Source organism: Nitrospira sp. Ecomares 2.1 (assembly GCF_965152585.1).
This window is the reverse complement of the sequence record NZ_OZ224219.1, coordinates 1,066,175-1,089,028: the sequence shown is the minus strand read 5'-3', so window position 1 is coordinate 1,089,028 and position 22,854 is coordinate 1,066,175. Positions and strand designations below refer to the sequence as shown.

Genomic DNA, 22,854 nt, shown 5'->3' with positions numbered 1-22,854 from the left:
TCATGCGTTCTGCAGCCATTTGCCTAATAGACAGACTCTCACCCGTCGCCATTTGAATGGCCCCGTGTTTATTCTTTCAAAAATCTCCTCCGCTTGCCTATGACACACTTCCTGGCTCATTATGGACCTTTTCGAATGTGTCCACAAAACCAGAAAAGACCAAATCTAGAACCCAATTCGGAGTCACAATAAAGTCCCATCCGCTATACCTAATCTTTTAAATTTGCAAAAACGGAATTCATCAATTCTTTTTCAATGCAAAAACAGCCTTAAACTTACCATTAGGAGTAAGCGGAATTGAGGCCAACTCTTCAAATGTTACCTGGATTTCATCCCCCAACTGGCTTTTCATTCGTTTGGTCATCATTTCCTTTTCTGCCTTTGTAAGGCGTGCAGGTTTTGACTCAATGCGTAAATGGTAATTATAAATATCTTTTTGAACGAGTTGGCCTTTTCTTACATTAGGAAGATCAATGAAAATACTATGAAAACGAACCATCTGTCTCCCATCAGGTCCAGTAATGATATCTTCTGTTCTACCCATAATTTCTTTTACTTTGGGCATAGCTCTACCGCAACGGGTCCCTTGGTTTGGATCTAAAATGACCGAATCGCCAATCCTATATCTGATAAGTGGCTGATCGTAATTTAAAAGACCAGTACACACTACTTCTCCTGAAGAACCCAATTCGACCGGCTTTAAATCATTGTTTAAGAATTCTAATATGGCTGAGTCGGGGCTACACAATAACTCTCCTTCAGATGTTTCACTAATCAAACCACAAGCTTCAACACCACTCCATGCATCAAAAGTCTTGCAATTGTATGCTATTTTAAGCATATCTCTCATCTCTTGTGTAAGCTTTTCACTTGATACTAGAACGGCTTTCAATTCTGGAGCGTGAATACCTTGATCAACAATAAGCTTGGCCAAGAGATAGTTACTGAAAGCATACCCGACCATGTATTCAACTGAATATTTCTTTAAACCTTCTACATAATCATTCACGGTTGAAGGTGACAAATGATAAGCTGAAAAATAAACCTGTTTTTCAATAGAATTATACCTGTAAAAAGGCGGAGTGGAGTGGGAGCCTGGCAAAATCCTTCTTCCACCAATCATGCCTCTACTGTTTTTTCTGCTCAGACCGGCCCAATTTCTCACTCTAGCTTCATAAAGAGCCATCCATTTTCTATAACAATTGAGAGAGAATAATATGTTTACTGGCGTTCCCGTGCTTCCACTACTGGCTAAATATTTTCCTCCTTTTTCAAGATGGGAGCTCAGCAGAATGGATTTGCCAAACTTCCGCAGTTCCTCTTTTTCTAAAAATGGAAGTTTAGGCAGATCACTCAGTTCAAAGGTAGATAGATTTTCCGCAGTGATACCAATAGCTGAGTATTTTTGATAATAAAAAGGTACAGAATTGAAAGCGTGTAGCAATATTTTTCGTAGCTCAATAGTTTGATACTCATGCCATTGTTCTTTAGAAAATTTTTCTCTGTCTTTGGCCTTTTTATATTCTACTTCAAAAATTCCACCATATCGTCTTTTATCCAGAGAATAGCCATAAGCACTAATCAGCAAATTTTGCAAGAATAAGGGCAATTTTGGATAAATGTGCTGTTGAATAAAACCCATAATATTACTGTATAACCATAAACGAATTACTTGGAATCAACTTGCCAGTGCAACTGACCATTTTTCTAATACCAGATCGCTGACCTGCCCCGATTGTGATTACCTGCTTCATAAATTTCAGAGACGTTAAATGCCCAAGGCCCACGTGTGGTCGGTTCTCATGATGAATTTGTGTACACTAATCATATTGGCAATCTCCTGATAATGGTGGCCCAGTTTCTACAAGGCTTGGATCTGATGGAAGTGCACTAGAGTCAGTTAATTTATGCAGCGCTGCTACTTCATTGGTCGGTATAAGAAGCAAAGATGACACTGCACTACCCCTCCTATAACTCAGAGGTTTCTGAATATAAATTAGGAAGGGAGATATTACCCATGCAATCTAACCGTGATTAAACAGACTGAGACAGGAAATGAAGGTAGACTTGAAACAAATGCCAATTCCCAAATTAGCCTCCTTTCCATTTTTCAGTATCAGTGTCATTTTTGATTTTGAAAGATTAAAACGAAGCGAAGACATGCCGAGGTATATTGTTGGTATATGTTTGCCATGACTAACCTTAAGGCAACCAAGATCATACGCCAATTCTCACTAACAGCCTTTCCCATTCCAGGGAAAACTATCGATTCTCTCGCAGGCAACAATACTTAGTCCAAGGCTCTATCTTTATTTCGGCGATTCATTACTTCCGCAAATAGGTGATCCCACTGTGGAAGCACCTCTTCTCGTGAAGAACGGGCCGCAAGCAACCTTCCGTTTGCAGACAACTTGCCGGTCAAGATTGGATCATTAAGCAGACAAATAATAGCCGAAACCATCGCTTGATCATCATTGTCTGGAACTAACAACCCCGTTTCCTCGTGAGTCAACAAGTCGGGTACTCCGCCTACCGCCGTGGCGACAACAGGCAAACCCATCGCACAAGCCTCAACAACGGAAACCGGCATATTATCAACATGATTAGTATTAAGAAAAATATCCGCAGAATGTCCTTCATGAGTCTTGGCATTCATATCCAAAAACCCCGCAAAGCGTACAGCACCTTCAACTCCGATTTTTTTAGCCAGCTGGTCAACCTCAATTTCGAGCCCTTTATTCTGCCCTCCCATCACGAGGCATGCATCCGGGATTTTTTCTCTTACCTTAGCCAACACCCTTATGGCCATCATAGGGTTATATATTGGATGAAAACTTCGCATCCATAATAAACGAGGACGGATTACCTGACGATGTCGATACGGGTATTGAGAAAGGTTTATCACATTAGGAATGACTTGAACATGAAAGTTATAAGGAGTCAACGCCCGTGCAAGGAATGCAGATGGAGAAATCAGAGCATCGGCCCTGCGCAACACACGACGAACCCAACGAGGATAACGCGCCATAAATTTCGGAAGTCCTCCCCCACGTAAAACCATCACAACCGGTTGTCCAAAAATTTTACCCAATCTACTGGCCACATCGGCAATAATAAAACTAGGTCCACTAAAGACCTGAAGGCATTGAAGGTCAATTTGATTCTTTTGGCAAATGAGTGTTTTTATAATATCAGCAACTCTCCAATAGCGATTAGGAGAAGACGATGCACAAACTACAGGATAACCTCCTTCCCTCCATAAATGAGAAAGGGTCTCTCCCTGGGATGGTACTTGCCCTTGATTGTGACCAGCCATGACCCCAACGACAGCGATTCGTATCATGGCAACGTTTTCTGCAGTGTTGGCCTTAAAACCCCACGCATTCAGTTTACTCCCCCATGCCAACTATTCATTACACCGAAATCTTCAAAGCTCCCTTAGATTTCGAAAAAAGAAAAGTTTACCCTAGATTAAAAAGAATTTCCTCGGCCTAAAGTGGAAAGTTTAAGTTTACTGAGAAGAGGTCCCCTTTATCTGAACACCCCAAGCCAATCTTTAAGTAGACAGTAACCCAATGAATTATGCAACTTCGGCTATTGGCAACTGGGTGAAATACGCCGTATCTTGTATCTGCCCAGTATATGCCCGATGTGGGCTACTGGTATTGTAAAAGACAAAATACCATGTCAGTCCTTGTTTGACCTCAGTCGGGTTCTCATAGGCATAGTAAATATCCTCATATTTGACTAAGCGCCACAGTCGTTCAAAAAAAACATTGTCCCGCCAGGCTCCTTTTCTGTTCATGCAAATTTGAATATCTCGATTCTTGAGCGCTTGAGTTAAGCGTTCACTGGTATATTGGCTGCCTTGATCGGTGTTCATGATGGCAGGACAGCCATATTGCTCAATCGCCTCTTCCAAGGCATCCATGATAAATTCCACATCCATCGTTACCGATACGCCATGCCAGGGGTCGGCGACTATACCAGTCCAGGATCACGGTCAGATAGACAAATCCATGGGCCATCGGGATGTGGGTGACATCTGAGGCCCACACCTGATTGGGGCGCGTAATGGACAAATTCCTGAATAAGTACGGGTATACGGCGTGTCCTCGATGCGCCTGAGTCGTCCTGGGCGGGCAATAGAGCGCCTCGATGCCCATACGCTTCATCCGTGTTCTGACATGGTTCCGCCCAACGCGGAAGCCCTCCAAGCGCAGCAAATCTCTCAACATCCGTGAACCAGCGAACGGAGGTGCCAGATGCATTTTATCCAGACGATGCCTCAAGGACAGTTCACTCTCATTTGAATGGCACGGATTGGTAGTAGAGACAGCCTCGAGACAATCCGAAGACCTTCGCTTGTTGCGAAACGGGAAGTCTTTGGGTCTGGTCGATCATGGCTTTAGGCTCAGCAGTCCGGCCTTGCCGAGCGCCCCTTCTAAAAAATCATTCTCCAGCATCAGTTGACCGATCTTCGCATGCAGGGTTTGGATATCGACGGCAGGAGGCGTCTCGGGCGGCTTTTATTCGAAGGCTCCAGGGGCATGCTCCAGGGGCTGTGCTTTCCATTGGGCAATCTGGTTTGGATGGACCTCAAATTTTTTGGCCATCTTGGCGGTGGTTAAATCACCCTTCAGCCAGCCAGCGCCACTTTCGCCTTGAACACGGAATTGTGATTGCGTCTGATTCGTCGACTCATGATAAGTTCCTGTGAATGCCGTGAAGATGATTGAAACAGGCTTACTTATCTACTTAAGACGGGGTCAAATTTTCCGGGGCTACCTCTGATCGATTGTCCATTTGCCGTTAAGCATTCTTTCCTTCCGCTATTTGACTTGACCGTATATCAGCTTTAGGCACACTCATTTATCGTTTTGATATCCCAGCCTTCTGCTTTTAACGGCTAATTCTTAGATCAGTTGGTGGGTCAAGAGAATTCACGCCACTGAATTGATAAGCGCCAATATCGAAGCCAACAATGGAATTTCGTGCCTCCCCTTCTATATCAGTCTTTACCTCTGACAAGGGTAAGCCAGCCCCAATGGCTGAACTAGTTTCTTTAATATGAAAATCAAAGTTAGCGGGATTTTTTAAGCCATGTTTATACGAATTTCCAATAAGATTACCGCTAGATATAACAGACTTATCTGAAATTTTTAGCAGATCATTTGGGTCCATCGAATTTCCTAAAATAAGATTATTTTCAATCTCGGATGCACCACTGCCATTAATAGCGAGAAGAACAGGACCAGAGTTGGTGCCGACGACTAAGTTATTTTTAACAAACGATCTGTCACTTTCGGGGCCAAGTAGAATTTCTTCTCCATTATTTGAATAAAACGTATTATTATACACGATTGTGTTGGTTGCACCATAATCGACGTGAATCCCACGCTCATTGTTCCAAAAAACATTATTGATGGCAACGTTCCCATCACCGCTATAAATTCCCAAACCGACCATATCATTGTCATAAAATTTATTATTTATTATGAGATTGTTGCTTGGTCTACGAGTGGCACTATAAATGTGTATACCACGTCCATGATTGCTATAGAATTCGCAATCCTTAACGAGGTTATAGTCTCCATTCAGATAAAACCCGTAGGATCTTTCGCCAGTAGTATACCGTTTGGTGCCCAACCAACTGTCATGAATCTTAACATTGAGAATTTCAATAAACGGCGCCCCGCTTCCCTGAATCGCGCTATTGGACGTGTTTTTTATTTCACCATTGCTCACGCGTATATGGTGACTGCCGGTTCCCATGCGATACCCATACCCCCCATTTGTACCATCAACCGTTAACCCATCCATGATGATGTATTGGGTATTATCCTTAAAATAAAAAACGGAATTACCGGGAAAATTTGTACTGGGTAATGGTTTAACAATCACTTTTTCATTTTGGTATGCTTTAATCACGACTGGTTTCGTCCAGGAAACCCCACTGGCTGGCCCCCACTTCTCATGGTTTCTTTGGTATGTGCCGCCTCTCACCAAGAGAGTGTCCCCTGGGTAAAGGACACTTAGGCCCTTTTCGAGTGTGAAAAACGGGGCCTCTTTGGTACCGGTATTCTCATCTTTGCCATCGGTAGCCGACACAAAATAATCTTTTGCATTGGCTTCCTTTATTCCCGTAATGCCATAACTTACAATAAACAACACACAGCAGAGAGAAACCTTTATCCCTTGATGTTTATTACAATTTCCCAATTCTCTCCTCCAGATTCAAAAAATCCATGATCGAGTATTTTCCTAGCTATCAAAGTCAAAGTTCGACAGAATCGGAAAAAACTTTAGCGAATTATTGTTATCTGGTATCTGAGCTTATGTTACGCGGCGATCGAATTTGTGGTGTGCTCCTCTAATCCCTCAACAACCTAAATCCCTTCGCTGACATTCGGCATCTGCTTTATCCTCGCAAGCGACGCCCGGTCTTCTTTTCACATTAGCCCAACTTAAACATTATGGGGGGCATGCCATCCCGCGTTCCCTTCGTCCGAAATGTTCGATGCCGAAGCCTTCCAACCGTCGATTCAATCGGATTTCTCCTGCGTAAACTCAGCCAACGCTCAGCGGGAAAGGCATAAAAGGCCCGATCTTTCTGCAAAACAGGCGGCGGCCTTCAGGCACTTCCCCTCTTACTTGATGACGAAGACAGCGAACCCATCCTCCGGTGGGGCCTGCCAGATAATCTACTATCGGGCCTGCTTCACCTTCGGCTGCTCACTCTTGGGCAAGGCATTTCTCGTCTTATGGCACCAACACCGTTTCGGCTGCGTGATTGAATAAATTTCTTCCAGCCCCCCCCCAAAAGCACATGGCCAAGGCCGGAGCGGTCAGCCCCCCGGCTTAAGCGGCTTCCACACTTTCCGCCAACTCTGGGTGGATTCGCAAATCCCGTTTTCAATCGCCAAGAGATGCTTCTGCTCGTGGACATTCATGCCAATGACGACTAACGCACACAAACGCTAAGTCTCCGCTTGTAAGCCACTAGAGTGACCATCCACCCGGATAGAGACCCACCGGTCAACATTCAGGGGCCGGTGATGCCAGCTGTCATATTTCTCGCGCCAAATCTGCTGGAGCCGCGCCACCGTGCTGACCGACAGTCCCGTGGCCTCCGGGCCCACTAACGCATCGAGCGCCCCTATCTCCCCCGTCGAAATCCCTTTCAAATACAGGCACGGGTGGCCGCTTCCAGACTCACTGACTTGCATACATGGCGGCACCAAGGTCGAAGGAAACCTCACGGGGCCGCCCTAGCGACTGAGCACTTTGAGCACCCGTACCGTCACAAACCCCATGTTCGTTTGACTATCGTGGTTCGGAATGATGGCCGCTGAGGATCGCATGCCCCTGCTCATCTCGTTGTTCCTTATAGGTGGCCAAGAATTCCGTCACCTCCGACTTTAGGGCCTGAGCAATGAGCTGTGGGGCCCCGGTTCGAATGGGGTCCATGAGGGAATTCTTGCTGGCTCGATCTTCTTCCGCTGTTTGTCTACGCCGTGGCAACCTGGCGTCTCTTCTTTGTGGCTGTGGTGGATGTTTGGCAACACCTATAGAGCAACCCGAGACGGCACATTTTTTCAACACCCTCAAAATTCACTTTCGTACTTTAGCTCAACGGCTCTGGAGAAATAAATTATTCCCGCCACAAGAAGACTGAGAATTCAACAGGATATATTATAGCTTAAATTTTTAGGCTTTTGCGGGGTTAGCGTGGGTAAAGATCGAGACCTCCACAATGAAAAGAGACCGCGATCTTGAAATGTTCGACGTTGCGGAACCCGCAGGCGGTTTTCTTCACTCATTGGATCGTCACATTTACCGCCTCGAGGGCATATGGCGATTCAATGACAAAATCGCCACCAACCGCTTGATCTTGGTGCTTGCTGCGCGTAACTGTTGCAACTCCCGTTTTTCGCTCAACCCTTACCCCGCCCGTCTCCCCCTAGGTAGTGATCCGATTTTCTAAGCTCTGATGGCCTAGACTTCCGGTTTTGGGTCCTCGGTCTCGGCATACAACTTTTGCTGCACCTTTTCATAGTCAATGCTTCGGCCCCTCCTTCCCCCAGCCCATGTCTGCCGTGGTTATTAGTTTCTGTTTCTAGTTTTAAAACTGATTCGGATTCACATTTAAAAACTCGGCTAACTCTGCCAGTAGACAATCCCCGGTGACGTCGAACAAGACCACATTCGACTTAAAACCCCGAAAAATGATTCCATTGTGGTTATTTACTCATCTTCATAACTTTCGCTGGCAATTAAATTCGTAAGTGCAACTCTACCATGGTGGATAGAAGGCAAGTTGCAATAGGAACGTGGCTTTTCTCATCGCCAAACCAAAATTACTGGAGTCGTGGGGGTCCCTCCATCCACGATCAGCCGTGAGGTGCGGCGCAACGGAGGCTTGAGAAGCTCATCGTCCCTTGCAGACCCACCAGTTTGAAATTCACCGGCGCCAGACCAAGGTTCAATGCCGCCTTATACAGGAGCACTGAAGTCTAATCGAGCGTCGGCTACAGAAAGACTGGAATCTTGAACAGATCAGTCTGTGGTTGGTTGATCAACAGGCTATCAACATCATCAGACACCTCCACCGACGTCTCCGCTCCCAGAAGGCCGCAAGAACCGTTATGGAGCCTATGACCGCCGCAGGCACCTGCGCATTCGGGTCTCAATCGAGGATCGACCCGGCATTGTCGAAGACCGTACGCCCCTCGGTGACTGAGATATCGATACCATTAACGTGAAAGGCCGCCGGCAAGGCCTCGTTTCGCTGCCCGAACGCACTTCACGCTTGACGCTGATCGCGAAGGTGCCCATTAAGGAAGCGGCGAACGTCACTCATGCAATCCTGAAAATTCTGGCGCCTCTGTCTGGGTAAGTCCATACTCTCACGGCTCAAAACTGAAATGATTTTGCCCAACATGAAGCCATCGCCAAAGCCCTCAATGCCCATTTCTATTTTGCTCATCCATACGCCTCCTGGGAGCGGGGCCTCAACGAAAACACCAATGGCCTCATTCGCCAATATTTTTCTAGGGGCTGTGTTTTCAAAACCAGGCCTCAGCCGAATTTTGACTACGTCATGCACAAACTCAACAACCGACCCAGGAAATGCCTTGGCATGAAAACACCCAATCAAGTATGTTTTGGCATCAACCTATTGATTGCACTAGTTTAAACCCGCGTCTGGAAGGAAATATCGCACAGAAGTTTTATCTTAATCATCCGAGAGGTTCCATCCAATGGCCGTAGTCCACTTCTAAAATTCCGACCATTTAAACATGCTGACCATGGGGAAGTAGAGAGGCTCCTACACAGAAAATGCGTAGGAGCCTCCAAATGGCAATACATTAAACCCAAAAAGTGGTTTTTCAAGAAAAGCTAAGCAAACAAAATTGCTTCACAGACCAATACAAAATATTGCGACTTAGACCAAATCCTATGGCCTTTCGTATGCTCCAATATCATGGCTAGATCCTTTGGGCCTAGAATTATTATCAAAATCCTTAACTACTTCACTTAGGCCTACCCCGGCATCAATGGCAGGGCTTCCACTTTGCAGATGGAAGTCAAAATCTCCAGGGTTTTGAAATTTAGGATTAAAACTATTTCCCTCCAAATTTTTGCTCAAGGTGGTAGTTGTGGCTTGATTAAGGATATCTCTTCCACTTCCACTCCCAAAAACAAGATTATTTTTAACTTGAGAGTTCACACTATTTGGTTTCACCAAGAGACCATAGGAAGTACTTTCACTAACGATATTGTTAACGATCTTTGTACCTGAGTTATTGTCTGCATATATCCCATAGACTTCCTTATAAATAGTGTTGTTATACACTTCTGAATTGGTTGCTCCCGAACCAGCTTCTATACCTGTCTTGTTATGGCCCCAAATAAGATTGTTGATTGCAGAATTATTCGACCCATTATAGATTCCTATGCCTACCCCCCTTCCTCCTTTGGCATTTTCATAGACCTTATTATTCAGGATGAGATTGTTGCTAGGACTGTTCCCCCCCCCACTGTAAATATGCACTCCCCAACCTGTATTTTGATAGATCGAACAATCCTTTACTAGGTTGGAGCTAGTTGAAAGATAAAAACCGTGAGATTTATTGAAAGCTCCCCCCACAATTCCATTATCATGTACACGGAGATTAATAAATTCAAATGCACTAGAACCCGAGTGAGTAGTCACACCGGAGTGATAAGCATTCATTACCTCCCCATTGATCACACGAATATGGTGACTATTATGCCCCGTCCCTATGCCAGATGGACCTCCAGTGGCGTTAATAATAAATCCATCCACAATAATATGATGACTTTGATCTCTAAATTGTAGAGCGGTTTTATGGGAGGGGGATGTAAGCACCACTTTTTCCTGTTGATAGGCTTTAATGGTTACCGGTTGGGACCAGGAATTGCCACTTGGAATCTTTATAGAAAAGTAAAATCCCTGGTAAGTCCCACCTCGGACATAGAGAGTGTCACCTGGCAATAAAACATCAACCGCCCTTTCCAGCGTTTTAAACGGGGATTGTTGTGTTCCTGAATTTCCATCGTTTCCAGTGCTTGCAGCCACGAAATAGGTATCCCCATCCGAACTACTGGAGGAGGATGAGGAGGTTGATGACGTGGTGGTGGTGGGCGTGGTGGTGGTGGGCGTGGTGGTAGTAGGCGTAGTGGTAGTGGACGTGGTGGTAGTCCCCCCGCTCCCAGATTTCACGATGACCGAATACATGCTGCAGCATCCACCGCTCGCATTGCCTCCGAGGGTAATAGTGCCGGCGGGAAAGGCCCGCACAAACAGGCTGAAGGTCGCATCCGAAGTCACCAGATTTGCGCCGGTATCGGTAAAGCTACTCAACCACGAGGGTTTCGAAGAAATACGATCGCCATGAGCAACATACACCGATACCGGTTGATTGACCCTAAAGCTAAGGAAGTTGGAATTGGTCGCCGCTTTGTCAGTATTGGCGGTTTGGATATACGCGGCTCCCTGTACGCTGGAGGGAACTGTTTTAAAGGTATAGCTGCGGTCGCGATACACCGTACCTCCGGTTTGGAGGCCAGAAGTGGGTACGACATACGTTTGCCCACTCGCCACGGCCAGATTCGAAATACTGAGTGAGGATGAAGACGTGGTGGTGGGCGTGGTGGTAGTGGGCGTGGTGGTAGTCCCCCCGCTCCCAGATTTCACGATGACAGAATACATGCTGCAACATCCACCGCTCGCATTGCCCCCGAGGGTAATGGTGCCGGCGGGAAAGGCCCGCACAAACAGGCTGAAGGTCGCATCCGAGGTCACCAGATTCGTGCCGGTATCGGTAAAGGTGCTCAGCCACGAGGGTTTCGAGGAAATACGATCGCCATGGGCAACATACACCGATACCGGTTGATTGACCGTAAAGCTAAGGAAGTTCGAATTGGTCGCCGCTTTGTCATTATTGGCAGTTTGGATATACGCGGCTCCCTGCACGCTGGAGGGAACTGTTTTAAAGGTATAGCTGCGGTCGCGATACACCGTACCTCCGACCTGGAGGCCGGAGGTGGACACCACATACGTTTGCCCACTGGCCACGGTCAAGTTCGAAATACTGAGTGATGCTGAAAAAACAGGAGAGCAAGGGACCAAAATAGCTAAAGCTAAGAACGGAATATAATTCGACATTTTATTGAGGAACATCCAAGAAAAAAAACGTATAATTGGTTTTGTGAAAGTCTTTACGACGTTTTTAGGAAACCTTAGAAGGAAGTGCCCTCGATGCGACATTGTGTTCTGAAAATTACTGGTAGTTAGGCCTTCTTTAACAGATAGACCGTTCCTTTGGTTTTGCATTTTTTTATCTCCAAGTTTAAATGAGGTACGGTTTTTCAGGAAATTTCTGCTGGTTAAAAAAATCGTTGTGAAGGATGAGTTCGCGGGAAAATTAGGATTGTCCGGATTTCAGAATAAACCAACTCCGACGACTGGTTTTCTTCTTAGACAACTTTTGTGTCATGTGGGGCGAACACATTTCCTTATATCTACTCCCCATGACACATTTTCCCTGCATTAGGCGTCTACCTATCTATCTCAACTCCCTTTCGAAACAAAGTGGGGTTTCTCGGTTCTTTGTGGCCAAGCTTCCACAAGGATCGAAAGACAATGCTGTGATTAATTACACAGACAACCTGCCCTTCATTTTCCAATCATTAAATCATGGAAAATTGAAGATATTTGCGATTTTACGGAATGAAAATGGGAATGAAGGGGGAGAAGGATAAAATTGAAGCGGGATAAAACTTTGGAGGACAAAGAGATGTACACGATATGAAGTAAGTAACATTTTCAACATGACAATAAAATTTCCAGGATCATTGTTCTCTCCATACGAAAAGAAATCTTCCAGCTTGTCCATAAATGATGCTCAGAGAATGGAATAAGGTTTTGGTTATATGGGCACTGATGGAGAACATATAAACTCGACAATGTCCCCTATCCTTCAGGATATTCAGAAACTCCATAACCATGCCCTGTTAAATTAATAAGAATCGAATTATCTTTTCACTATTTGTGGGTCGACATGACCTGCCAGAAAACGCATTCACTCAAACGCTCAGATCGTGTAAAAGCAAAATACGTTCCTAAACAAAAAAATCTCCCAAAAAACTCCTACACCATTTAAACAATAGACAAAATATCCAATGCTATAGGATATTTTGTTCAATGGGTTTCTACTAAACATGAATGGTCTGACCTACACTTGAAGGAAAATTCTCCAGAATTCTCCTACGGAAAATAATACCTAGTGCAAGATTTTAAGAGGAAGTCGAAACGGGTAGGACGCCTTCCCGATAAAATTTAGGGAACGACATAAAAGAGGGGATTTACAGGAAAAAATGATCGAGCCTTAGAATTTCACACAATTTTTTTGATTTGTGATCGAACCAGGGGCTTGAGGTTGTCTGACGAGAGGGGGGATGATCAAAAATTCCATCTAATTTTTAAACAGAATCAGGGAGATGGCTCAAGAGAAGAAGGAATCGTATCTTTCTGCCCACCCAAGATCGATTCATAACAAAGACAAAATCTTTCTAGAACATGATGTTGGTTGAACTTTTCATGAACATGGCAGTTTAGTTGTTTGCCAAAGTATTCACGTCGGTCCGGCGATCGTAGTAATTCAACCAGGGCTTCCGCGAGCTGCGTTGGGGAACGGGGCTGCACTAAGATCCCGGCACGTCCATCATCTAATACCTCAGGACATTGTCCTACCCGTGTGGCTACCGTTGGTAGCCCCGCCCTTCCATACTCCAAGAGAGTCAAGGGAAAGCCCTCAGAGCTCGAATTGAGCACACCAATATCGCATGAATTGAGTATGCTCATCACATCATCTCTGTGACCAAGGAAGGAAACATGTTTACCTAATTGATATTTCGATATCAACCTTTGAAGATTCTCAAGATAAGCGGTATTACTCGTCGACCCTATTAGAAGAAGATGGGCATAGGAAGCCTGACGAATGACCAGATCCATAGCCTGGAGAAGGGTCGGATGGTCCTTCAATGGGCGAAGGTTCGCCAGACACACAATTCTCCCCCCATCCCGGCCGGGAAGATTTATATTTTTCTCTGGTTTTCTTTCATGATCCTCACTTAAAAAATTTGGGACATACCATACTTTACTAGAGGGCAGGTGTAATTTTTGACACGCCCAATCGGCGAGATCCTGATTGACGGCAAAAACTCCCTTGATTCGTCTGGCCACCAGTCTATAAGGCCAGGTAGATCTCCCCCCGATCGCCAACCTGCCGCTATGAACATGCCAGATGACTGCAGGAAAAGGCGCAAAAATGGCTGCCACAACCGCAATAAACAGTGAAGGCCCATGCGCATGGAGAATCTGAATATTTTGCTCTCGAATAAAATTCACCAATTTGTTTATGGCTTGCACATCAAACCGATGCCGACGCCACAATGTAAGCCTCATCACATGAGGGGCTAATCCTTCCAGGAGCGGGCCATCCCGTCGTGTGCTGCACAATAACGCCCGGCAGCGGTCTGGAGGCAAAAGATTGACCAGATTCACAGCCACGCGTTCTAAACCTCCGGCTTGCATAGTGTCTGTAATGTGCAAGACGGCTAAAGGCTCGGGCATGATGATTTCACCTTTATTTTTTTGAAAGAGGAAGACTTGAATTTACAACTGGCAACTGGTATCCCCAGTGTTTTTTAAAAAGTTCACCTAATGATTCCTTGAGTCTTTCGAGAGAATAGCCATGCGCCCAGGCACTGGCCTGTTGGGATAGTTTTTTATAGCCCTCCACATCCTGCAGGATAGCTCTTAAACCGTTTGCCAAGGCTTCCACATCAGCAACGGGAACGACCACTCCTCTGTTCTGGAGTAACCAGGGAACCAGACCGTGATCCGTACCCACACAGACCACTCCATGGCACATCGCCTCCGCTAGCACTTTTGGCCAACCTTCAGAATGAAAAGACGGCAAGACGAGAATATGGGATTTTTCATACCAACTCATGATTCGGTCATAAGGCACGGCGCCCGCAAAATAGACCTTTTCTGTTAGACCTAACTCTAGAGTTAGGTTCATAAGACGATTTCGTTCAGGTCCATCCCCGACGATAGAAAGGTTAAAGGCCATTCCCTGCTCGGACAAGACGTGAAGACTTCGCAATAGGATTTCGACGCCTTTATTCGATGCGAGTCGTCCTGCATAGAGAATTGCAGCTGGGAGTGTCAGCTGCTTACTCTTGGCCGTGACGGCGCTATGCTGCACCTGCTCAGCCGTCATCATGGAAGTAAAGAAGGGAATGACCTGTTTAGGTTGGTTCGGCCATTCCCCATACACAGTGACCAGTCCCTTTCGCCACCACCATGAACCTAAAATTGACCGCTGCAGACGTGTAGCGAAGGGCTCGCGCTTAAATCCATTCCACTGTCCGGCATACTTGGCTATACAAAACCTGGAAAATAGTGGAGCGAGAATTACTCCCAACAAGCCAAGATTCCCAGGGCACCGAACATGAATAGCATCTGCTTTTGACATTGCTACACTCAAATTCCAAAGATGAACGGGTAGTGCAAGTACCTGTAAAAATTTGTCGCTGTAGCGGGGCCCGCCCGTTTCCATTTGCGGCACAATGAAAATATTATTTCTGGTAAAGGGAATACAATCCGCTGGGGGTGACGTCTTTCTTAATGGAGCGGCAATAAATATTTTGCCAAACAGATCGGCCCAGATATCGATTTCCCGGGAATAGGGACCATAGCCGAAAAGACATTTTCCCATTTCATAATGAATTGTACTTGTCACGATTAACAGTTCCATATAAAACCCATTTCTTGTTACCGCTGTCTGCACTCCTCAACTGCAAGGAAAAGAGTCCTCGACCTTGCACCCCCCAAAGGGATCCAACCTACTTTAATCGAACCAACCTCAGGTTGTTTTACAGAGAAATCAGACAGGGGAAGGCATCTTTGCGAATTTGATTTTTTGAACAGGTTGTGGAATTTGCTTAGCCTTCTTTTTTTGAGGCAAGGTCCCTAGAAAAGCAAGTCCCAGGTAAAGACCTGAAATTCCATCTATCCCTGGCACAGAAATTCCGATGGTCATAAAACCTAAAATACCAATTAACGGAATAACCTGTCCTGTCAATTTCCGATACAGTAAAGTCTTGAAAATCAATTTAACTAAAAAAATTCCTAAAACTGTCAGTCCTATTAGGCCGGTTTCAACCCCCACTTGTAGATATAAGGCATGCCAGGCCACTTCATTTCCTTCTCTATAGGTCACCTCCCTGTCCACCCAGGAATAGTGGGCATACGCCTCCTTCCCTAATCCTGGTCCCACGCCCCAAATAGGAGAATCCTTCAAAACTTCTGGAAAGAGCAGCCACATTTCATAACGTCCGGTACTCTTTTGAGCCAAGGTTCTTTCGGAATCGAAAATTTTTTCGAAATGTTCGGAAACTTTCTCTCCACTTTTGGTTTGCATTACTCCAAGCAACAGACACCCCATCAAAAGAATCGCGAAAAAAATTTTCCTTCTTTGTTGAGATTGATAAAAGACTGCTACCCCTATACCCACCAAAGCAACCAGCCAACTGCCCCGGGAAGTGGATAGCAATAAAAAAATTCCGCACATAGCGATCAACCCGTTCCTGATAATCTTAGAATTTTGAAGAAATAGCCATTTGCCATTGTCGGCCATAGCCAAAAGAAGGACTAAGGCTACGGGAAGTCCAAAGGTAATGGCATTGCCCACATGCTCCCCGTCGATATCGGCCATGCCCAATCGATCTCCCTGTCCAATCATGCCAATGGCCACAGAAAAAACTGAAATTCCTAGCCCAGCTAGGGCTGTTGCCAAATATTTCTGGTACTGCGCTAACAGATATATACTACCCACCGCAAACACCATTTCCATGGCACGAAGATTGGCATAATACTGCCCCGTTATTATTAAGGATATGAGCCAATACATTGTTCCTAGGATAAAAAACCACCTGAGTAATTGATTGCCCCATAGCTTTGCCCATTCTTTGGGAGACCGGACGAACCATAGGCCCAATCCCAGGCCAAGTAACGCCACAATAGAATTATAGAAAAAGTACCCTCGGGTATAGGCAAGTGCCGGCAATGTCGCAATCAATAAAGCCATGAAAGCCGGGACCTTTCTTTTGAGGGCATACCATCCGAGAAAGGTCAACAAAAATACAAAGCACCAGATACTTCCAGGCCGCAATGCTCCAAGCCTGACCAGAACTAAAGCCGGGAAGGTACACCATGCCACCTGTAGCAGGATGATTTTATCCAGTTTGTTCGGAGATATTGGTTTATTCCGCAATTGGATGGTGCCGGACTTTCTGACTCCCTGAGTTACGTTTGCTGTGGAAGGACTCATGCTATTTTTTCAAAAACGTTCAGGTACGTGATTGCCTTTCATGGTTCCTATACCGGCCGGCACCTCCCATGTAGTTTCTCGCTGAACGGGAGGTGTTTCAACCCGAGCACCGATCCTTCGCTCAGTCTCAGGATAACGGTCCTGTTGAAATCCACTGCAGTCACCACGAGTTAATTCGATTTTTAAGATTGGCTAACTGAATTTTAGTTCTTTACAGACTTTTGAGAAGAACATCATTCAGCCGACTGCTTAAATTAACCCACGAATACTCCTCTCCCCCTGCTATTTCCTCCACCTTCCCCTCAATACGTTCGTTCAGATAGTGGGTAATGCCCCTGACATCCTCTTTTTGGAACACACGCACTCCTTGGCAACTTCCTAATTTGGCTGCATCACTCTCCAATGGGCAAATGAGGAGAATCGGAGTTCCCAACCCTAACGGTTCAAAGACCTTGCCGGTAACCATTCCCTGATCGGCAAGGGTGACATGGTCGGGTATGGAAGTAATCACCACACTGATATTGCCACCGGCAACAGCCGACAGAGCCACACTCCGTGGAACTTTTTCATGGAGTTTCACTTTATCCATAACCCCAAATCGCTCGGCTTCCTCCCTGACATGCTCTCCCATTTGCCCATAATAGTGAAGGAACCATTTCACTTCCCCCCCCTCCCTGAATTCCTTTAACTGCTTAAGAGCAGCCATGAGCGGTGTAATTACTCGTTTGGGAGGATAGAAATTTCCTGTATAGACAATAGTGAAATATGGAAATTGAGTAGGCTGTACTTGAGTCAGTTCTTCCGGATCGAAGCCATTTGAAATAATATGGACTTTTTCCTTGAGATCATATCGTTTTCGTAAATCCCATGCCCATGAAGGAGAAACAATCGTGACGGCCGCGCTCTTTTGAAGTAGCTCTTGCTCTTCCTGAATGGTTTTCTGAAGTTTTGGAAGTTTGGCGTGAGGATTGTCGGTCCAGGGATCACGATAATCAAGCACATATGGCCGGTTCAGTTTGTCTGACAGCCACTTCGCCAATCGAAAGGAGCAAAAAGGCTTCCCACTGGCCAGAATGATGTCTACATCCTCTCTCACCAGCGTTAAACAGGACCGTTTGGCTTCTTTGATCCAGCCGATTTCCCGATCAATTCTCCACTGGCTGGCGATTCGTCGACAGACCTTTCCCACAAACCATCTTATTCCCATATTTTCGCATTTTAAAGATCCAGGTGAAAGAAACCGCCAGCCATGCCCTGTAGAAATTCGCTTAATGTTTTCTTTCTGTAGTTGAAGATTTGTTTTCTCAATATCTCTAGAGTCCCCCAACCGCCATAGGTGAGGATCCGGCGTCACCACGGTAACATCCCATCCTAATCGAGAGAGATATTTGGCAATATTCCAGGTTCGCACGCAGGCGATACCATTTAATGGGGGAAAATAATAGGCCAGAAATAAAATTTTGGGTTTTTTGGTGGGCATTTCTCTATCCTTTTTCACTATTTGGCAAGGACGGAATATAACTCATTTTTTTTTAAATACGTGGAGTAGGCATACACCTATTTCAAATCTCGGCTGTATACTTTGCAAGAATTTTTTATTAATTAATCTAGCACCATAGATGCTTTGCAACTGACAAAAATGATCTTCAACCGTAGACACAAACCCTTTTCCGTTGGCTCAGGATGACGTTGAATGACATCCCCCGGCATACACCATTTCCAATTACCTGCAAGGTCACGTTTTTTTACATACCTGGCCATATAATTCCTCCAGCCGATCGTTAAGAATCTTGACGTCATAGTCCGTTTCTACCCGCACACGTCCGGCTCTTCCCATATCCGCCCATTTTTCAGAATTATCGATCAGGAAAGACAGTCGATCAGCCAAGGCCTCCGCATTTCGTTCCTGTACCAGAAAACCTGACACACCATTTTCCACAATTTCAGGAATCCCGCTATGTTGAGTGCCAATCACGGGCAACCCTAAGGCCATCGCTTCTTTTATCGCATTGGGAATTCCCTCCTGATCACCGTCTCTGGCAGTCACACTGGGGGCCATTAATATGTGGGAACCTTGCAACAATCGGATGACTTCTTCATGACTTTTCCAGCCCAAGAACTGCACATACTTTGTGAGATCTTTCTCCCCAATCAATCGCTCCAGATCACCTCGTAACTCACCGTCTCCTATGATGAAATACTGGATGAATTTTCCGGATTTCACGAGGGTTTCGATCGCGTGAATGGCATAGGCAATGCCTTTTTTTTCAACCAACCGAGCAATCGTGATGACTCGAACAGGCTCACCCCGTTTAAGAGTTTTAGGTGAAAAGGGGAGTGTGTGACAATTAATGCCAGAGGGTAAGACGACGATTTTGTCCTCATCACATCCCAGTTGTATGATAAGACGTTTGAGTGAATGACTGACCGGCAAAAACAGATCCCCTTCCCTAAATAAGGTCTGATACAGATCGGGGTGCGCCTGAACGGATTTTGTCGCGTCAAACCCGCGAAACGAAGTAACGACTTTAGCAGTTTCGGCCACCACCTGCTTAAGATAGAGCCCTTGTGGGCCATACGTGCCAAATTGACAGTGAATTATGTCAAACGGCCCTTTTCCCAAAAATGGAATAATTTGATACAGAAGGGAAAAGGTTGCAGCTGATCTCCCGTAGCGAAACACATTTAGTGACCTCAGGATGGGGACGGGATACCTCCAAATATATTTAATAACCAGCCTTACTCCATTGCCAAATCGTACAAGTGCACTATTGGGAATGCCTTGATAACTCGTGCGTTCCCGCAAATGATATTTTTTCAGGTCTCCCGGAATCTGAAAATCGTCCCTTGGCTTTCCGGCAAAAACATGCACATCAAGGCCAGCCTCTATCATTCCAATTATTTGGCTCTGTATAAAGGTTTGTGTCTGAGAGGGAAACTGGCTCACGATATAAGCGATTTTCACCTTACCCTAGTCCCTTTATAAGGCCTCGTGGCTGTTTCTTATGAAAATGCATGTGTGTCGGGTAAATTATCCATGAAAAAATTTAGTTGAACGCGTTATTTCCCACTGACAAGTTCTGAAGCCACCCAATCAACCGAAGATCCACCCGTTTGCCGATAGATGATTTCTTGGGATTTTCTAATTTCCTCCTCATCGATTTTTCCAATTTCTTTGTCATACATATACAGTACATCCAGAAATTCAATGTAATAGGGGCTGGCTTCAAGGGCATTAGCCAGACCAAATTGAGAAAGAAATTTCCTGAGTGCTACAACATTATTTTTAATGTACGGGAGCAACCAGGGTAACGGCATTTGTTTATACAGGGTGAGAAAATCCTTCAGATTGGTCACTTGATAATTTTCAGAAAAACAACTGATGGTTAAATCCCGGTCAATCCATCCCCCGGGATACGTCAGCCTAGGAAACTGACGTCGCACCGGCCAAAACACTTTAATGATACTTCTCGTCATTACGGCATGCATGACGATTTCAGCTTTGGATTTTGGCTTTTTTCGAATTTTCATCCATATGGCAAGAAATATGCGATAGAGTGGATCAGCCGGTTGATGGTCTAGAACTCTCTTCAGGGCAGTTACCCCTTTCTCCAACATTTCCGCATACATGGGCTTTTGCGGGATCGCCTGCCGGAGGCGATGGAGCACTGTAAGGCCCTGCACATGCGTATTAATACACAGTGAATTGCCGGGAGATTTCCCAAACAGGGTTGAATGAAAATGTGTCCGCCTATCCTGATGCTCCGTGCTATCGTGTAAAAACCATAGGCTGCCGTCATCGAATTGATCCATGAGGTGTTCGGCGACATAGGCCATGGCACGTTCTGCCCCTTCGACCCATAAGGACTCACCGGTTTTTTTATGTTGCGAAATGAGCAGATGAATGCCGTCCAATTGAAAACGGGCATGGATTTCCATGTCGTCCGTCCAAAACCCATGTCTCCATTCTCCCTTTGGCGACAGATCTATTAGGACGGAATACGCCAGGATATCCTGCATGCTGTCATACAATTTTTTACCGGTTTCCTTCTTCAAATACCCGAAATAACTCCACCATGTATATGCGCATTGTTGGCATTTATATCGCTTATTCATTCCTTTATGACCCCGAGGATCATAAATACTTCCATTGATCAAATACTTCCAGATATCTGAGGGTTTGTTAGCAAAAAACCAATCAGATTTTCGATACAAACATTGTTCAACGGAATTTAAAGATTTGATTTCTTCAATGAATTCCCCATTCGCATCCTCGATCAACATATACGGAACATTGGCTTGCTCGCCCGGGATTCCGGAAAGAAACAGTTGCAACTGAATGCTTACATTCACCTCCCAATGCCAGGGAAGAAATGGTTCCTCTGGCGCTGACATACGTTGGAATTTGTCGAAATGACATTTCACAGAAGCAGAGGGCAACCAAACCGTGAAGACTCGTTTTTCAAATTCAACGGCCAACAACATTCCAAATTCATTCCCATTAAAAACCCTTAAGACTTTACTTGAACTAAGAAATGTAATGCGGCCAGCTCCCTCCGCTGAGGACACTTGGAGGAAATGTATTTCCATCTTGTGGCTTTTATGTATATCCACCAATTTCGAGCAGCATTCATCAACATGATATTTTAGACGCGCAAAATCAGTCGACTGAAAAATACTTTCTTCTCTATCCCCTTTCCCAAAAAATATATCCGTAGGATATATTTTGTTTCGTGAATTCATGTCACTCCTTCATATAATGGCGGAATGTATAGGGTTGGAACACCTAGTCCTTCCTTACGTCGCATATCCCACAGGAACAATCAATTGTTTTATTTTCCTTTTCACCGCCTTCCACCCATCAAGAACAACATATTTCAAAAACCGGCTGATAAAAAACAGGTGTCCACATTTCCTGGAAATCAGAAGAAAGCCTTTCAATCGATTGCTCACGACTTTCTCTTTCTTGGCCAGATTATAATTATGTTTGAAGATAAAATTTCTTCCCGCCCTTTTCAAGCTTAGCGCCATCCTCTTTTCAGAAGCTAAATTACACATTACATCTACCAATAGAAATGATTCTTCGCACCACTCCTTGGTTTTCACAGAGGAAGACAATTCATTAGGATGTTTCCGATTACTTGCTTTACTTTCTTGAATATCATTTCGGCCAAACTGAGAAGACAACCTTGCGACGGCCATGACATCCAAGAATAAATTATGCTTAGAAGACATGCCACCCGCTTCTCTTAATCGCTTCGTATTCCATAAAGTGCTGCAGAGGTAAATGCCCGTTTTAAACGATAGATAAGCTAAAAAAAACTCTTCGGTTGATAGCCCACCCACTTCATTGGGCCATTCCCCCAAACAATGGCCATCTGGGTCAATATAGCGAGTTCCTGTTCTGATTACCCCAATTTCCATAATGGAATAATTGACGGTTTTCAAGCACGCATCAACAAAATCCTCATCGATAAGGTCATCATCCTGTAAAAGTAGAAAATAATCTCCCCGTGCTTGTTCTATACAAAATTTAAAATTCCTGAAATGCCCGATATTTTGACTGTGCTTTACATATTGTATGCGAGGGTCATTGAATTCTTTCACCACTCTTTCGGTATGATCAGTCGAGCAATTATCTGAAACGATAACTTCTATTTTTTTATAGGTTTGGCCTATCGCGCTTTGCAGAGTATGCTTCAGGTAAGTGCCTGCTCGATTGAAGGTCGGAATAGCTATCGTGACTAGTGGCATTTCCTGATTGAGCATATTGGACCTCTTTAAATGTTTTCAGAGAAGATTCGCATGACAGGCTTACCTGAAAAGGTGTCGCACTTACCCCTTACGGTTAAAAACATGAAATTCATATTTCAGACAATCCGGATCGGATACTGAGCAAGTCGAGTCTCTATGGCAAACCTCA

15 protein-coding genes and 1 pseudogene are annotated in these 22,854 nt (G+C 45.0%); 1 reads left to right on the top strand and 15 read right to left on the bottom strand.

Annotated features, from left to right (window positions below; all coding sequences use genetic code 11):
* Positions 1-241 precede the first annotated feature (241 nt).
* The 7 genes and pseudogenes from ACWHYD_RS04835 to ACWHYD_RS04805 all read right to left on the bottom strand — a co-directional run bounded on the left by ACWHYD_RS04835 (position 242) and on the right by ACWHYD_RS04805 (position 8,989).
* The gene (locus tag ACWHYD_RS04835; RefSeq protein ID WP_447964787.1) at positions 242-1,642 is read right to left on the bottom strand and encodes a phenylacetate--CoA ligase family protein; all 1,401 of its coding nucleotides are present in this window, start codon (positions 1,640-1,642) and stop codon (positions 242-244) included.
* 648 nt (positions 1,643-2,290) lie between these two features.
* Complete coding sequence (locus ACWHYD_RS04830; protein ID WP_447964786.1) at positions 2,291-3,343, bottom strand: glycosyltransferase family 4 protein; 1,053 nt, start codon at positions 3,341-3,343, stop codon at positions 2,291-2,293.
* Between the two features lie 237 nt (positions 3,344-3,580).
* Positions 3,581-4,705 (bottom strand): annotated as a pseudogene (locus ACWHYD_RS04825) (IS3 family transposase).
* A 197-nt stretch (positions 4,706-4,902) separates the two neighbouring features.
* Entirely contained in the window at positions 4,903-6,222 is a 1,320-nt protein-coding gene (locus ACWHYD_RS04820) for a right-handed parallel beta-helix repeat-containing protein (protein WP_447964785.1), read from the bottom strand.
* A gap of 758 nt (positions 6,223-6,980) precedes the next feature.
* The gene (locus ACWHYD_RS04815) at positions 6,981-7,262 is read right to left on the bottom strand and encodes a hypothetical protein (RefSeq protein WP_447964784.1); all 282 of its coding nucleotides are present in this window, start codon (positions 7,260-7,262) and stop codon (positions 6,981-6,983) included.
* Between the two features lie 64 nt (positions 7,263-7,326).
* A complete protein-coding gene (locus tag ACWHYD_RS04810) occupies positions 7,327-7,524 on the bottom strand; it encodes a hypothetical protein (protein WP_447964783.1) in 198 nt (65 codons plus the stop codon).
* Between the two features lie 1,282 nt (positions 7,525-8,806).
* Positions 8,807-8,989: a hypothetical protein gene (locus tag ACWHYD_RS04805; RefSeq protein ID WP_447964782.1), complete on the bottom strand. Its 183-nt coding sequence runs from the start codon at positions 8,987-8,989 to the stop codon at positions 8,807-8,809.
* On the opposite strand from ACWHYD_RS04805, the gene ACWHYD_RS04800 reads away from it, so the two are divergent.
* Positions 8,951-9,199 (top strand): transposase, encoded by a 249-nt coding sequence (locus ACWHYD_RS04800; RefSeq protein ID WP_447965822.1) that lies wholly within the window; start codon positions 8,951-8,953, stop codon positions 9,197-9,199. The two genes, ACWHYD_RS04805 and ACWHYD_RS04800, sit on opposite strands and share 39 nt — an antisense overlap.
* A gap of 261 nt (positions 9,200-9,460) precedes the next feature.
* On the opposite strand, the gene ACWHYD_RS04795 is transcribed toward ACWHYD_RS04800, so the two are convergent.
* From ACWHYD_RS04795 to ACWHYD_RS04760, 8 genes are all read right to left on the bottom strand, one after another.
* Positions 9,461-11,695, bottom strand: a complete 2,235-nt coding sequence (locus ACWHYD_RS04795; RefSeq protein ID WP_447964781.1) for a right-handed parallel beta-helix repeat-containing protein — start codon at positions 11,693-11,695, stop codon at positions 9,461-9,463.
* 1,326 nt (positions 11,696-13,021) lie between these two features.
* Positions 13,022-14,164, bottom strand: coding sequence for a glycosyltransferase (locus ACWHYD_RS04790; protein ID WP_447964780.1), 1,143 nt, complete (start codon positions 14,162-14,164; stop codon positions 13,022-13,024).
* A gap of 13 nt (positions 14,165-14,177) precedes the next feature.
* Complete coding sequence (locus tag ACWHYD_RS04785) at positions 14,178-15,341, bottom strand: glycosyltransferase (protein ID WP_447964779.1); 1,164 nt, start codon at positions 15,339-15,341, stop codon at positions 14,178-14,180.
* A 144-nt stretch (positions 15,342-15,485) separates the two neighbouring features.
* Positions 15,486-16,931, bottom strand: coding sequence for an O-antigen ligase family protein (locus ACWHYD_RS04780; protein WP_447964778.1), 1,446 nt, complete (start codon positions 16,929-16,931; stop codon positions 15,486-15,488).
* A gap of 211 nt (positions 16,932-17,142) precedes the next feature.
* Positions 17,143-18,411, bottom strand: coding sequence for a glycosyltransferase (locus tag ACWHYD_RS04775; RefSeq protein WP_447964777.1), 1,269 nt, complete (start codon positions 18,409-18,411; stop codon positions 17,143-17,145).
* A 255-nt stretch (positions 18,412-18,666) separates the two neighbouring features.
* A complete protein-coding gene (locus ACWHYD_RS04770) occupies positions 18,667-19,824 on the bottom strand; it encodes a glycosyltransferase (protein WP_447964776.1) in 1,158 nt (385 codons plus the stop codon).
* Between the two features lie 167 nt (positions 19,825-19,991).
* Positions 19,992-21,416, bottom strand: coding sequence for a hypothetical protein (locus ACWHYD_RS04765; RefSeq protein ID WP_447964775.1), 1,425 nt, complete (start codon positions 21,414-21,416; stop codon positions 19,992-19,994).
* A 312-nt stretch (positions 21,417-21,728) separates the two neighbouring features.
* Positions 21,729-22,700 carry a glycosyltransferase family 2 protein gene (locus ACWHYD_RS04760; RefSeq protein ID WP_447964774.1) on the bottom strand — a complete coding sequence of 324 codons (972 nt, stop codon included), beginning with the start codon at positions 22,698-22,700 and terminating at the stop codon, positions 21,729-21,731.
* Between the last annotated feature and the right edge of the window lie 154 nt (positions 22,701-22,854).

Excerpts from the sequence above, each read along its gene's own strand:
- ACWHYD_RS04795 (WP_447964781.1), bottom strand. The coding sequence starts at position 11,695 with ATGTCGAATTATATTCCGTTCTTAGCTTTAGCTATTTTGGTCCCTTGC.
- ACWHYD_RS04830 (WP_447964786.1), bottom strand. The coding sequence starts at position 3,343 with ATGATACGAATCGCTGTCGTTGGGGTCATGGCTGGTCACAATCAAGGG.
- ACWHYD_RS04780 (WP_447964778.1), bottom strand. The coding sequence starts at position 16,931 with ATGAGTCCTTCCACAGCAAACGTAACTCAGGGAGTCAGAAAGTCCGGC.
- ACWHYD_RS04775 (WP_447964777.1), bottom strand. The coding sequence starts at position 18,411 with ATGCCCACCAAAAAACCCAAAATTTTATTTCTGGCCTATTATTTTCCC.
- ACWHYD_RS04760 (WP_447964774.1), bottom strand. The coding sequence starts at position 22,700 with ATGCTCAATCAGGAAATGCCACTAGTCACGATAGCTATTCCGACCTTC.
- ACWHYD_RS04765 (WP_447964775.1), bottom strand. The coding sequence starts at position 21,416 with ATGTTGTTGGCCGTTGAATTTGAAAAACGAGTCTTCACGGTTTGGTTG.
- ACWHYD_RS04790 (WP_447964780.1), bottom strand. The coding sequence starts at position 14,164 with ATGCCCGAGCCTTTAGCCGTCTTGCACATTACAGACACTATGCAAGCC.
- ACWHYD_RS04805 (WP_447964782.1), bottom strand. The coding sequence starts at position 8,989 with ATGAGCAAAATAGAAATGGGCATTGAGGGCTTTGGCGATGGCTTCATG.
- ACWHYD_RS04835 (WP_447964787.1), bottom strand. The coding sequence starts at position 1,642 with ATGGGTTTTATTCAACAGCACATTTATCCAAAATTGCCCTTATTCTTG.
- ACWHYD_RS04770 (WP_447964776.1), bottom strand. The coding sequence starts at position 19,824 with ATGATAGAGGCTGGCCTTGATGTGCATGTTTTTGCCGGAAAGCCAAGG.